Raw genomic sequence first — 12,600 nt, 5'->3', positions numbered from 1 at the left:
ATTCCTTCCCGAATCAAGAAACCGCGCCCTTGGTCGGGCGCGGTTCGCAATTTTCGGAGGATTTTGGCCTATTTTTCGGGAATCAGCCCCCTTGGACTGAATCTGAGGACAATCAGCAGGATCACCCCCATCGTGAACAGCCGCATATGGGCGGCGCTGTCGATCAGATGTGATTTCAGTGCGCTGCCATCGGGCAGGCCTGCGGTGATCAGGTTCATCAGCCAAAGCCCGATGGGTTCGACCTGCACCCAGAGGAACCAGATCAGGAACGCGCCCAGGACGGCCCCAAAGTTGTTGCCGGACCCGCCGACGATCACCATCACCCAAACCAGAAAGGTAAAGCGTAGCGGGTTGTAGGTGCCCGGCGTCAGCTGACCGTCCAGCGTGGTCATCATCGCGCCCGCGATGCCACAGATGGCCGAGCCCAGAACGAAGATCTGCAGGTGACGGCGGGTGACATCCTTGCCCATCGCCTCGGCCGCGACCTCGTTGTCGCGAATGGCGCGCATCATCCGGCCCCACGGGCTTTTCAGCGCCATCTGCGCCATCCACAGCAGCGCCAACAACACAATCATGAACAGCAGGGAATAGCCGAGTTTGACTGACAGGGTCGAGGCGGTCACAGGGTCCAGCCCCAGCCATTCGGCGCGGGCCAGAAATCCGGGGTCCTGCTGCAGCTCGACCTCGTAACCGACCACCGGGGCAGGGCGGGGCAGGCCGTAGACGTTCTTGACACCGCGGGCCAGCCAATCCTCGTTTTTCATGATGGCGATGATGATCTCGGCGATGCCCAGCGTGGCAATCGCCAGATAGTCCGAGCGCAGTCCGAGCGCCGTCTTGCCGATCAGCCACGCGGCACCGGCGGCCAGCAGTCCACCGGCGGGCCAGGCCAGCAGAACGGGCAGGTTCAGGCCGCCGATATTGCCTGCAACGGCGGGGTCAATCGCCTCAATCGAGGCCACGTTGGGATCAAAGATCGCGCGATAGACAAAGAAACCGACGATCAGAATACCGATGATTGTCAGCGTCTGCGCACGGCCCCGTGGCATCTTCTGCGCAACCATCACCGCCGCAACCACGGTCGCGGCCCCCAGCAATAGCGCAAGTACAACGCCAAAGCCGCCGCCCGTCCACGCTCCGGGCGTTGGCGGGGTCGAGACCAGGACAACCGCCAGCCCGCCCAGCGCGACAAAGCCCATGACGCCGACGTTGAAAAGGCCCGCGAAGCCCCATTGCAGGTTCACCCCGATCGACATAATGGCCGAGATCAGGCCCATGTTCAGGATCAGAATGGCCGCGTTCCAGCTTTGGGTAAATCCGGTCAGCAGGATCAGGCAGCCAACGACAACGAAAAGCAGCGTATTCTTGACGGGCTCGCTCATATCACTTTCCCTTTGAACAGACCCGTGGGCTTGAACAGCAGCACGATCAGCAGGATCACGAAGCTGACGGCGAACTTGTAGTCGGTGGACAGGAATTGCACCAATCCGGACGGCTCCAGACTTTCCGGTGCCAGATAGGTCAGCACCTTTTTCCACGCGTAGGTGATCGTCACCTCGGAAAACGCGATGATAAACCCGCCTGCGATTGCGCCCAGAGGGTTGCCGAGACCGCCCACGATGGCCGAGGCGAAGATCGGCAGCAGAAGCTGGAAATAGACGAAGGGCTTGAAGCTTTTGTCGAGGCCGTACAGCACCCCCGCCGTGGTCGCCAGCGCGGCCACGATAATCCAAGTGATCATCACCACACGCTCGGGGTTGATGCCGGACAGCAGCGCCAGATCCTCGTTATCCGAATAGGCCCGCATCGACTTGCCGGTGCGCGTCTTGTTCAGGAACCAGAATAGCAGTGCCACGGCCAGAACGGCCACGATGACGGTGATGCCCTGAGAGGTCTTGATCGCCAGCCCCTCGCGCAGGCCGGTCATCGCTTTGAAATCCCGCGCCGAGACGATGAACCGCGTGCCATCCGAGAAGCGTTGATCATCCGGCCCGATGATGAAGCGCACAAGGCCGTTCATGATGAACATCACGCCCATCGATACGATCACCAGAATGACCGGTTTGGCCTTTTGTTCGCGGTAGAAGCGGTAGACCAGCCGGTCGGTGATCAGCAGCAGGACAATACAGCCCAGAATGGCAAACGGCAGCGCAAGCAGAGCGGTCGGCAACGGCCCAAGACCGACCCCGGCGGCCTGCAGACCCCACGTGACCAGAACGGCGATCATCGCGCCAAAGGCCATCGTGTCGCCATGTGCAAAATTCGAGAACCGCAGGATGCCATAGATCAGCGTCACCCCCAAAGCGCCCAGCGCCAACTGGCTGCCATAGGCGATTGCGGGAACAAGAACGAAGTTGGAGAGCGCCACGAGGGCGTTGAGGAAGTCCATTAGTACATCCCGTCGGATAATGAACTGCAACGAACCATTGTTGCGTTGCTAGAGATTTCACTTTTGTTAGCGCGAAAAGAAATTTCGTGAACGATGAAACCGACACCGTCAGCAATGTCCTTACGAGGAATTGCGACAGCATCAAATTTTACGTTGGAGCTGGTTGCTGCCATGAAAGACTTTGCCTTGTTGACGTCGTCAAATAGCAAAGCCTTTTTCGTTTGCCCCCCAAAGCCTTCAAAAAGATAGGTGTCTCCGTGAAAGCTAGGTACTTGAACGGCAAGAAATTTTGTTGGAACCCCTACAGGAGACAAGCAGTTACCTTCACCATCGCAAATTGCCGAAACAAAGCAGTAATATGGATGAGGTCCAGCCGCAGTAACTGCATAGCTTGCCGAAGGTGTTATCAGTGCCATCAAAAAGAGACATGCGAATCTAAACACCCGTCACCCTCCCAAGAAACTCTTACGCACTTCAGGATCACCCAACAGTTCCTTGCCCGTACCGGTATAGGCATTCCGCCCCTGAACCAGCACATATCCTTTGTCCGCTATCTCCAGCGCCTGACGGGCGTTCTGTTCGACCATCAGGATCGGCAGGCCGGTGCGCGAGACCTCGATGATCCGGTCGAACAGTTCATCCATCACGATGGGCGACACGCCGGCTGTGGGTTCGTCCAGCATCAGCACCTTGGGCTGGGTCATCAGCGCGCGGCCCACAGCGACTTGTTGGCGCTGGCCGCCCGAAAGCTCTCCGGCAGCCTGATTGCGTTTGTCGCGCAGGATGGGGAACAGGTCATAGACCTGCTCCATCGTCTGGCTGATGTCGTCGCGACGGATGAAGGCGCCCATCTCAAGGTTTTCTTCCACCGTCATCGAGGTGAAGATGTTCGAGGTCTGCGGCACAAACCCCATCCCGCGCATCACGCGATCCTGCGGGGTGAGCGTGGTGATATCCTCGCCATCCAGCCGCACAGCACCCGAGCGTACATCCAGCATCCCGAACACGGCCTTCATCGCGGTGGATTTGCCCGCGCCATTGGGGCCGACGATCACCGCGATTTCGCCTTTGTCGACAGCGATGGTGCAGTCGTGCAGGATGTCCGGCCCTTTGCCATAGCCGCCGGTCATGGTGTCGCCGATCAGGAACGGGCCGCCCTCGACCCGATGCGTCTCACCGCTTTTGCGGTGGGCGGGGGTCATGGTGCCGACGCCATGCGTGTTGGTGATCGAGGCGTCCTTGTTGCCCTTGTCGTCCTGGTAGGGGTTATCGCTCATGCGCCCGCCTCCAGCTTGTCTTTGTTCTTCAGGCCGGTGCCCAGATAGGCTTCGATCACATGCTCATTGGCCTTGATCTCATCCAGAGTGCCCTCGGCCAGCACCTTGCCTTCGGCCATACAGATAACCGGATCGCAAATTTTGCCGATGAAATCCATGTCGTGTTCGATGACCACAAAGGTATAGCCGCGTTCCTTGTTCAGACGCAGGATCGTGTCGGCGATGGTCATCAACAGGGTGCGGTTCACGCCTGCGCCGACCTCGTCCAGAAACACGATCTTGGCGTTGACCATCATGGTGCGGCCCAGTTCCAGCAGCTTTTTCTGTCCGCCTGAAACCTGACCCGCCTTGTGATCGGCCAGATGTTCGATGGTCAGAAACTCCAGCACCTCATCGGCCTTGGCCCGCAACGCGCGTTCCTCGTCCGCGATACGCTTGCGCCCGAACCACGTGTTCCAGAGCGATTCCCCGGACTGCGCGCCCGGCACCATCATCAGGTTCTCGCGGCACGACATCGATGAAAACTCATGCGCGATCTGGAAGGTGCGCAACAGGCCCTTGTGAAACAGCTCATGCGGGGGCAGGCCGGTGATATCCTCACCATTCATGTAGACCTTGCCGCTGGTCGGCGGCAGGACACCTGCGATCACGTTGAACAGAGTGGTTTTTCCGGCCCCGTTCGGTCCGATCAGACCGGTGATCGAGCCCTTTTGGATTTCCAGCGATGCCCCGTCCACCGCATGAAACCCGCCGAAATGCTTTTGCACGTCTTCGACGACGATCATCTTTTCCCCTAGCCGCCGTTTACCGGCGTTGTTTCCCATCCCCATGTCAGAGGTGCGGGTTTTTGTCATTGAAACAGCCCGGACACAAGGCCCGGGCTGCTTGTTTTTATGACTTTTAGTGCGTGATCAACGGAAGTTGACGGTCTTGTTCTCGCCGTCGGTCACCTCGATCTCACGGTAGGAACCTGCGCTTTCGCCGGGGCCGATCAGCTCAACGCCGGACGCGCCGACATAGTCGATGTCCTGACCTGCGGCCAGCAGTTCCAGACCTTTGGCCAGTTCACCGGGATAGATTTTCTCACCCGGAGCGTTGGCGACGTCCATGATCTTGGCGCCATAGTCCGCAGGGTTGGTGGACCCGGCGGCCTGCATTGCCAACATGAACAGCGCGGCTGCGTCATAGCTTTCCGGCGAATAGGGCGACGAGCCGTCGAAACCTGCGGCTTCCGCCATGGCAAAGTACTTTTCAGCACCTTCACCACCCGAACCCGCGATCTGACCGAACGAGCCGTTCAGGTCGGGGCCAACGTTGGCCGGCAGCGAGTCACCGATCATGCCGCCCGGCAGACCGAACGTGTCGAACGCACCGCTGTCCAGAGCCGACTGGATGATACCCAGGCCGCCTTGGTCCAGATAGCCCGCGACAACCAGAATGTCGCCACCGGCCGAGGCCAGCGCGCCGACTTCGGCCGAATAGTCGGCCTTGCCGTCTTCATGTGCCGCGACAATGGTCACTTCACCGCCCGCAGCCTCGAACGACGATTGGATCGCGTCTGCCAGACCCTTGCCATAGTCGTTGTTGGTGTAGGTCAGAGCGATCGAGCTGATGCCGCGATCGTTCAGAATGTCCGCCATCACCTGACCTTCGCGCGCATCCGACGGTGCGGTGCGGAAGAACAGGCCGTTGTCTTCCATGGTCGACAGACCGGGCGACGTGGCCGAAGGCGAAATCATGACCATGCCATTCGGAATCGCGACGTTTTGCAGGATCGCACCGGTTACACCCGAGCAGTCGCCGCCAATGATGCCGGCAACGCCATCCGCGATCATGCGTTCCCCGTTCGACGTGGCCAGACCGTTGTCGATACAGCCGGTGTCAGCGCGCGAGGCGGTCACGGTGGTGCCGTCCAGCAGTTTGCCGGACTCTGTGACCTCGGCCATTGCCATCTCGGCGCCTGAACCCATTGCGGGGGCCAGCGATTCAATCGGGCCGGTGAAGCCGAACAGAACGCCCAGCGTGACATCCTCGGCCATTGCGGTGCCCGAAAGCAGAGCGGTTGCTGCAGTTGCAGTAAGCAGCTTTTTCATATGGTTACTCCCTGTTGTGAACGTATTCGTTCTGGGCAGAACCCTAGGCAAGCTGTTCGGAAAAGAAAAGTCCTAACGGAAAAGTGTTTTTGCGCCCATGCAAGCTATTTGTTCAGATAGGTTTTTATGGCGAAGACGCGCTATCTGACGGAGGGCTGAGATGATCCGGGCAATCGCAATAATCGTGCTGACTTGGGCCAATGTGGCGATGGCTGAAACATTGCAAACCGCCGACGGACCGGTGCGCGTTACGAAAATGGTCAGCGGTTTGGACACCCCTTGGGCCGTCGGCATCCTGCCGGATAGCAGCTTTCTGGTCACGGAACGGGACGGCGATATTCTCTATATCAAAGACGGTGAGGCTCAGCGCGTGTCGGGTGTTCCGAAAGTTGCCGCTTCGGGGCAGGGCGGTTTGCTGGACGTCACCATAGCGCGGGATTTTGATCGCAGTCGCGAGCTGTTTCTGACCTTCTCCAAACCTCAACGCGGCGGTGCCGGAACGGCTCTTGCCGTGGCGCGTCTTTCTGAAAACGGCAAGCGGCTGACAAATCTGCGCGTGATTTTCGAGGCCGTGCCGGGCGGGTCGGGCGGCCGGCACTTTGGCTCGCGTGTGGTCGAGGCGAATGACGGCACGCTTTACCTGACGGTTGGGGACCGCGGCGACCGGCCCTCGGCGCAGGACAGATCGACGGCGATGGGGTCGGTGATCCGCGTTGCGCGGGACGGTTCGGTTCCAACAGATAACCCGTTCGTGGGCCAGTCTGGTATTCGGCCCGAAATCTGGTCTTACGGCCACAGAAACCCGCAGGGCGCAGGGCTGGATGCACGAAGCAGGCTGTGGGTTTCGGAACACGGCGCGCGAGGCGGGGATGAGGTCAACCTTGTGCAAAAAGGCGCGAACTATGGCTGGCCCGTGATCTCATACGGCACTCATTACTCCGGCCAGAAGATCGGCGAAGGCACGTCGAAACAAGGCATGGAACAGCCCGAATTCTACTGGGACCCGTCCATCGCGCCGTCTGGGCTGCTGGTTTACTCGGGCAAGCTATGGCCGCAATGGAAAGGCGACATATTCGTTGGATCGCTGAAATTCGACTATATCGCGCGCCTTGCCGGCTCGCCGCTGCGCGAGGTTGAACAGATCAAAGGCCCCGAGACTGAGCGTGTTCGGGATATCGTCGAGGCCCCGGACGGATCGATATGGTTTATTTCGGTTGGTCAGGGCGCGGTTTACCGCATGACGCCAGAGGGCTAAACCGAAAGCCGACCGCTTTGCGCCCCGCGTTCCCGGTACGGCGTGGTGTTGTAATGCGCTCGGTAGCATTTCGAGAAATGGCTGGGCGAGGCAAACCCGCAGGCGAGCGCCACGTTGATCACGCTCATGTCGGTCTGCATCAGCAGGTTGCGCGCCTTGTGCAGCCGCAACTCCATGTAATACCGCTTGGGCGACCGGCTCAGGTAGCGGCGGAACAGACGTTCCAGCTGACGGGTGGACATGCCGACATCCTTGGCCAGAATCGAGGGCGAGATCGGCTCTTCGATGTTCTTTTCCATCATCAGGATGACCTGGCTCAGCTTGGGGTGGCGCACGCCGATCCGCGTGGGTGTGGACAGGCGCTGGGTGTCCTGATCCGTCCGGATCGAGGAATAGATCATCTGATCCGCAACGGCGTTGGCAAGATCCTCGCCATAATCGTCGGCGATCAGCTTCAGCATCAGGTCGATCGAGGATGTTCCGCCTGCCGTCGTCATCCGGTTTCCATCGATAAGAAACACCGATTTCGTAAGTTCGACGCTGTCGAACTCTTCGGCGAAACTGTCGGCGTTTTCCCAGTGGATCGTCGCTTTCTTGCCGTCCAGCAACCCGGCTTTGGCCAGCGTATAGGCCGCAGTGCACAGCCCGCCGATTTTGACGCCCTTGCGCGCTTCGCGGCGCAGCCAGTTCAGAACACGCTTGGTTGTGGCGGCCTGAACGTCGACCCCGCCGCAAACCAGGATGACCTGATCGCGCTGCAATTCGCCCAGATCTGCATCTAGTTTGAAGGTCGTCCCGGCCGAGCAGGAAACAAGCTCGCCGCCCTCACCGGCCAGCGTCCACGTGTATATCTTGCGGTCCGCCATACGGTTGGCGATCCGCAGGCTGTCCAAGGCCGAGGCGAAGGACAAAAGCGAGAACTTGTCCAGCAACACAAAAACGAAGTTGACGGGCTTGTCGGTGCTTCCGTCCACTGTGACAACTTGGCGTTGCTCTTGCATGGCTATTTGTCCCTGATTCGGCGCCCTGTGGCATTGCGTCCAGCGCCATATTTGGCAGCCACCATGATCAAAGCTTGTTTGCGCCGTCAAGAGGCGCAAATGGGATATGGTCACTCATCAAAGCATTTTGTATAGAGACCACCTGAATACTTCAGCGGAGATCAAAGCTATGACCGAATGGCAAAAATCGAACTGGCGCAACAAGCCCCGGGTTCAGATGCCAGACTATACCGACGCGGCCGCGCTTGCCAAAGTCGAGGCCCAGCTTTCGCAGTATCCCCCGCTGGTCTTTGCGGGCGAGGCGCGGCGTCTCAAGCAACATCTGGGGGCCGCCGGTCGCGGCGAAGCGTTCCTGTTGCAGGGTGGGGATTGCGCTGAAAGCTTTGAACAATTCAGCGCGGACGCGATCCGGGATACGTTCAAGGTGATGCTGCAGATGGCGATGGTGCTGACTTATGGTGCCAAGGTGCCGGTGGTGAAAGTGGGCCGTATGGCGGGCCAGTTTGCCAAGCCGCGCAGCGCGCCGACCGAAGTGGTGAATGGCGTGGAACTGCCCAGCTACCGGGGTGACATCATCAACGAACTGGCCTTCACGCCGGAAGCGCGGATTCCGAATCCCGGCAAGATGCTGCAGGCTTACACACAGGCAGCGGCCACGCTGAACCTGCTGCGTGCCTTTTCGACCGGTGGATTCGCCGATATGAGCCGCGTGCATTCCTGGACCCTCGGGTTCACGGATGAGCAGGACGTGCAGAAATACTCGGAAATCGCCGACCGCATTCAGGACACCATCGACTTCATGGAAGCGGCAGGGATCACGGCGGACACCACGCACGAGTTCTCGACTGTCGAGTTCTACACCAGCCACGAAGGCCTGCTGCTGGAATATGAAGAGGCGCTGACCCGTCTCGATTCCACATCGGGCAACTGGCTGGCGGGCTCGGGCCACATGATCTGGATCGGCGACCGCACGCGTCAGCCCGACGGCGCGCATGTGGAATTCTGCCGCGGCGTGCAGAACCCTATCGGTCTGAAATGCGGCCCGACAACAACCGCCGAGGACCTGAAGGTTCTGATGTCCAAACTGAACCCCGAAAACGAAGAGGGTCGCCTGACCCTGATCGCTCGGTTCGGGGCGGGCAAAGCGGGCGAGCATCTGCCGCGTCTGGTCAAGGCCGTCAAGGAAGAGGGGGCCAAGGTCACCTGGGTCTGTGACCCGATGCACGGCAACACCATTAAGTCGGCCACGGGGTATAAAACCCGTCCGTTCGACTCGGTGCTGCGCGAAGTGCGCGACTTCTTCGGTGTGCATCAGGCCGAGGGTACCGTCCCCGGCGGTGTGCATTTCGAGATGACCGGTCTGGACGTCACCGAGTGCACAGGTGGTGTACGCGCCGTGACCGAAGAGGACCTGTCGGACCGGTACCACACGGCCTGCGATCCGCGCCTGAACGCGTCGCAATCGCTGGAACTGGCCTTCCTGGTGGCAGAGGAACTGACCAACCTGCGCCGGAACGGTTCAAAACGCGCCGCAGGCTGATCGCTTTTGCAGATGAAAAGGAAACGGCGGGCCGATGGCTCGCCGTTTTTTATTCGTCTCGGGAAAAGACCAGCCGCAGGTGGCTGGCGGGGTTTTTGAATTCAGCCTGATCTTCGGCGAAGCCTTCAGCCTCTTGAACGGTCGGTTTTGTGGGGGCCTGAACCTCGGACACGGCCTTGATCCGCGTATCCGCGACGGAAAAGCGGCGCGGCGTGGGGCCGATGGTGCCGTCGCTGACCATAACGCCCAACACCCGGCTGACATCCCCAAGATCGCTTTTCAGCGGCAACAGGATCATGCGTGCCTGCAGACGCGGGCGCCCCATCGCGCCGCCGGACACCAGCCCAAGCTCGGCAATTGCCGGGGCCGCGAAAACCTGTTCCAGCGTGTCCTTGATTGCCGCACGGCCTTCGGGTTCAAAGAATGAGGTCAACGGCATCCCCCGCACCTCCATCCCGGCCAGTTTGTTCATGTGGCTTCCGGCCAATCGGAACCGCGCCAGACCGGGCGCGATGCGTTCCAGTATGAATGTGTATTCCAGTACATTCTCTAATCCACGCGGGTCGATCTGCGACCGCATCGGCACACCGTCACCTGTTAACAGGGCGGACCAATAAGCCTCGGCCTGTCGGATCGGCGAGAGGCTGCGCCCACTGTCAAAGCGATCCATAGCAACGATCTTTCCAAATTATGACCCGGAACCAATCCCGAAAAAGGTTTTCATTTTCATAACCCTAGCATCAACCGATTGCCATTTTAATACAATGCAACACATCGGGTGCATCCATGGCGCAACTGCATGTCCTGTCGCCAGATTGACACGGGTTAAGTCTATTTTGGAGCAATTCCTTAACGAATGGTTAACCACTGCCGAACAATCGCAGTCTCAGCAGAGTCTTGCCCTGCATGGCCCAATAGCATTAGGTGCAGCAAGCGGGCAGCAATACGGCAGAATAAGGAAGGGCAGTCATGATCAAATCCATGACCGGGTTCGCCTCGGGGAAGGGTGAATTCGGGCCGCATAGCTGGACGTGGGAATTGCGCAGCGTGAACGGCAAAGGTCTGGACATGCGCATTCGCGTTCCGGACTGGCTGACCGGGCTCGAGGCCGTCTTGCGCGCGACCCTGTCGAAATCGCTGAGCCGGGGAAACGTCACCCTGTCCATGCGGATCAGCCGCGATGAATCCACGCCCGATCTGGCGCTGAACGAAACCGTGATGACCGCTGCACTGGATGCTCTGGCGCAAACGCAGGACATGGCCGCCGCGCGCGGAATTACGCTTGCGCCGTCGTGTGCGGCTGATCTACTAGCGATGAAAGGCATGATGGAGGCGGGGAATGAGGCCGACGACCCGGCCCCGCTGGTCGCGCATCTGACCAGGGAATTTGCCCCGCTGCTGGCCGCCTTCATCGAGATGCGCGGGACGGAGGGTGAGGCCTTGGCCGGCGTTCTTACGACCCAGTTGGATCAGGTTGCGGCGCTTACCGCGCAGGCGGCTGATCTGGCCGAGAAACGCAAGGACAAGATGGCCGACGCGCTGCGCGAAAACCTCGCCCGCGTGATGGACAACGCGCAGGGGACCGACCCGGACCGGGTGGCGCAGGAACTGGCGCTGATCGCGGTCAAGGCCGATATCACCGAAGAAATCGACCGCCTGACCGCCCACGTGGCAGCTGCCAGCGACCTGCTGACCCAGAACGGCGCGGTTGGCCGCAAACTGGATTTCCTGATGCAGGAGTTCAATCGCGAGGCCAACACGCTGTGCTCGAAAGCGCAAAGCGCCGAGCTGACCTCGGTTGGGCTGGAACTGAAGGCCGTGATCGACCAGATGCGCGAGCAGGTACAAAACGTTGAATGAACAAGGGAACCAGTGACATGGCGGATCGTCGCGGCCTACTTGTCATCCTGTCATCGCCGTCCGGTGCGGGCAAATCCACTCTGGCCCGCCGCTTGATGGCCTGGGACACCGATCTGGAGTTCTCGGTTTCTGCCACAACCCGCGCGCCGCGTCCGGGCGAGGAACATGGCCGCGAATACTTCTTCCTGACGGAAGACGCGTTCAAACAGCAGGTCCGCGATGGGCAAATGTTGGAACATGCCCACGTCTTCGGCAACTTCTACGGCTCGCCTGCCGGTCCGGTGCGCGACTCGATCAACTCGGGGCGCGATGTTCTGTTTGACGTGGACTGGCAGGGCGAGGTGCAGATCCGCAATTCTGATCTGGGCAAACACGCGCTGTCGATCTTCATCCTGCCGCCCTCGATCCCCGAGCTGCGCCGCCGGTTGGAGACGCGCGGGCAGGACAGCGAAGACGTGATCGCCAAGCGCATGCTGAAAAGCTGGGATGAGATCAGCCACTGGGGCTATTACGATTACGTTCTGGTCAATGACGATCTGGATTCCACCGAGGACAAGCTGAAAACCATTGTCAGCGCCGAACGCATGCGCCGCATTCAGCAACCGTCCTTGCAAAACCACGTTCGGCAACTGCAAAACCAATTCGAGGGACTGTCATGACAATTTACGCGCTGGGTGAGCACACACCGCAGATTCACGAGGACACCTGGGTCGCGCCGGATGCCAATCTGATCGGCAAGGTGGTTCTGGAACAGGGCGCGTCCGTCTGGTTTGGCTGCACCATCCGCGCCGATCACGAGGAAATCCGCGTGGGGCAGGGCAGCAATGTGCAGGAAAACTGCGTCATGCATATCGATGCAGGCTATCCGCTGACCATTGGACCGAACTGCACCATCGGCCACAAGGTCATGCTGCACGGCTGCACGATTGGCGAAAACACTCTGATTGGAATGGGGGCCATCGTTCTGAACGGGGCCAGGATCGGCAGGAACTGCCTGATCGGCGCCGGGGCTTTGATCACCGAGGGTAAGGAAATCCCCGACAACTCGCTGGTCATGGGATCGCCCGGCAAGGTCGTTCGCAGCGTGGACGCTGCGATGGCGCAAAACCTGACGCTCAGCGCGCTGCATTATCAGGAAAACATGCGCATGTTTCGCGAAACTATGAAACCCGTGGGATAGGGCGC

General features: G+C 59.9%; 13 protein-coding genes. 5 read left to right on the top strand and 8 right to left on the bottom strand.

Translation table 11 applies throughout. The annotated features are described in order from the left end of the window. Nucleotides 1–68: 68 nt before the first annotated feature. The 6 genes from ACR0EZ_RS03680 to ACR0EZ_RS03655 all read right to left on the bottom strand — a co-directional run bounded on the left by ACR0EZ_RS03680 (nucleotide 69) and on the right by ACR0EZ_RS03655 (nucleotide 5,759). A complete protein-coding gene (locus ACR0EZ_RS03680; protein ID WP_480610971.1) occupies nucleotides 69–1,382 on the bottom strand; it encodes a branched-chain amino acid ABC transporter permease in 1,314 nt (437 codons plus the stop codon). Then, complete coding sequence (locus ACR0EZ_RS03675; RefSeq protein ID WP_480610968.1) at nucleotides 1,379–2,389, bottom strand: branched-chain amino acid ABC transporter permease; 1,011 nt, start codon at nucleotides 2,387–2,389, stop codon at nucleotides 1,379–1,381. The genes ACR0EZ_RS03680 and ACR0EZ_RS03675 overlap by 4 nt, the downstream gene beginning before the upstream one ends. Further along, the gene (locus ACR0EZ_RS03670) at nucleotides 2,389–2,805 is read right to left on the bottom strand and encodes a hypothetical protein (protein WP_480610965.1); all 417 of its coding nucleotides are present in this window, start codon (nucleotides 2,803–2,805) and stop codon (nucleotides 2,389–2,391) included. Before ACR0EZ_RS03670 ends, ACR0EZ_RS03675 begins: the two co-directional genes overlap by 1 nt. A gap of 30 nt (nucleotides 2,806–2,835) precedes the next feature. Next, nucleotides 2,836–3,666, bottom strand: coding sequence for an ABC transporter ATP-binding protein (locus tag ACR0EZ_RS03665; RefSeq protein ID WP_480610962.1), 831 nt, complete (start codon nucleotides 3,664–3,666; stop codon nucleotides 2,836–2,838). Beyond that, the gene (locus ACR0EZ_RS03660; protein WP_480611154.1) at nucleotides 3,663–4,451 is read right to left on the bottom strand and encodes an ABC transporter ATP-binding protein; all 789 of its coding nucleotides are present in this window, start codon (nucleotides 4,449–4,451) and stop codon (nucleotides 3,663–3,665) included. The genes ACR0EZ_RS03665 and ACR0EZ_RS03660 overlap by 4 nt, the downstream gene beginning before the upstream one ends. A 126-nt stretch (nucleotides 4,452–4,577) precedes the next feature. Beyond that, a complete protein-coding gene (locus tag ACR0EZ_RS03655; protein WP_480610959.1) occupies nucleotides 4,578–5,759 on the bottom strand; it encodes an ABC transporter substrate-binding protein in 1,182 nt (393 codons plus the stop codon). Between the two features lie 160 nt (nucleotides 5,760–5,919). Here ACR0EZ_RS03655 and ACR0EZ_RS03650 point away from each other — a divergent pair, with 160 nt between their 5' ends. Further along, entirely contained in the window at nucleotides 5,920–7,014 is a 1,095-nt protein-coding gene (locus tag ACR0EZ_RS03650; RefSeq protein ID WP_480610956.1) for a PQQ-dependent sugar dehydrogenase, read from the top strand. Here the strand turns inward: ACR0EZ_RS03650 and ACR0EZ_RS03645 are convergent. Then, entirely contained in the window at nucleotides 7,011–8,015 is a 1,005-nt protein-coding gene (locus ACR0EZ_RS03645) for a GlxA family transcriptional regulator (protein WP_480610954.1), read from the bottom strand. The genes ACR0EZ_RS03650 and ACR0EZ_RS03645 overlap by 4 nt on opposite strands. A 169-nt stretch (nucleotides 8,016–8,184) precedes the next feature. On the opposite strand from ACR0EZ_RS03645, the gene ACR0EZ_RS03640 reads away from it, so the two are divergent. Continuing rightward, the gene (locus ACR0EZ_RS03640; protein ID WP_480610951.1) at nucleotides 8,185–9,555 is read left to right on the top strand and encodes a class II 3-deoxy-7-phosphoheptulonate synthase; all 1,371 of its coding nucleotides are present in this window, start codon (nucleotides 8,185–8,187) and stop codon (nucleotides 9,553–9,555) included. 49 nt (nucleotides 9,556–9,604) lie between these two features. Here the strand turns inward: ACR0EZ_RS03640 and ACR0EZ_RS03635 are convergent, their stop codons facing one another. Further along, complete coding sequence (locus ACR0EZ_RS03635; RefSeq protein ID WP_480610948.1) at nucleotides 9,605–10,225, bottom strand: PAS domain-containing protein; 621 nt, start codon at nucleotides 10,223–10,225, stop codon at nucleotides 9,605–9,607. Nucleotides 10,226–10,524: 299 nt separating this feature from the next. Here ACR0EZ_RS03635 and ACR0EZ_RS03630 point away from each other — a divergent pair, with 299 nt between their 5' ends. From ACR0EZ_RS03630 to ACR0EZ_RS03620, 3 genes are read left to right on the top strand one after another with little or no spacing between them, the layout of a single operon-like run. Then, the gene (locus ACR0EZ_RS03630; protein WP_480610945.1) at nucleotides 10,525–11,415 is read left to right on the top strand and encodes a YicC/YloC family endoribonuclease; all 891 of its coding nucleotides are present in this window, start codon (nucleotides 10,525–10,527) and stop codon (nucleotides 11,413–11,415) included. A gap of 17 nt (nucleotides 11,416–11,432) precedes the next feature. Further along, a complete protein-coding gene (gmk, locus tag ACR0EZ_RS03625; protein WP_480610942.1) occupies nucleotides 11,433–12,074 on the top strand; it encodes a guanylate kinase in 642 nt (213 codons plus the stop codon). Beyond that, nucleotides 12,071–12,595 (top strand): gamma carbonic anhydrase family protein, encoded by a 525-nt coding sequence (locus tag ACR0EZ_RS03620; RefSeq protein ID WP_480610939.1) that lies wholly within the window; start codon nucleotides 12,071–12,073, stop codon nucleotides 12,593–12,595. The genes gmk and ACR0EZ_RS03620 overlap by 4 nt, the downstream gene beginning before the upstream one ends. The last annotated feature ends 5 nt before the right edge of the window (nucleotides 12,596–12,600 follow it).

This window comes from Ruegeria sp. AK4, assembly GCF_056541025.1.
The sequence above is the reverse complement of the archived record's forward strand: the minus strand, read 5'-3'. Positions and strand labels throughout refer to the sequence as shown.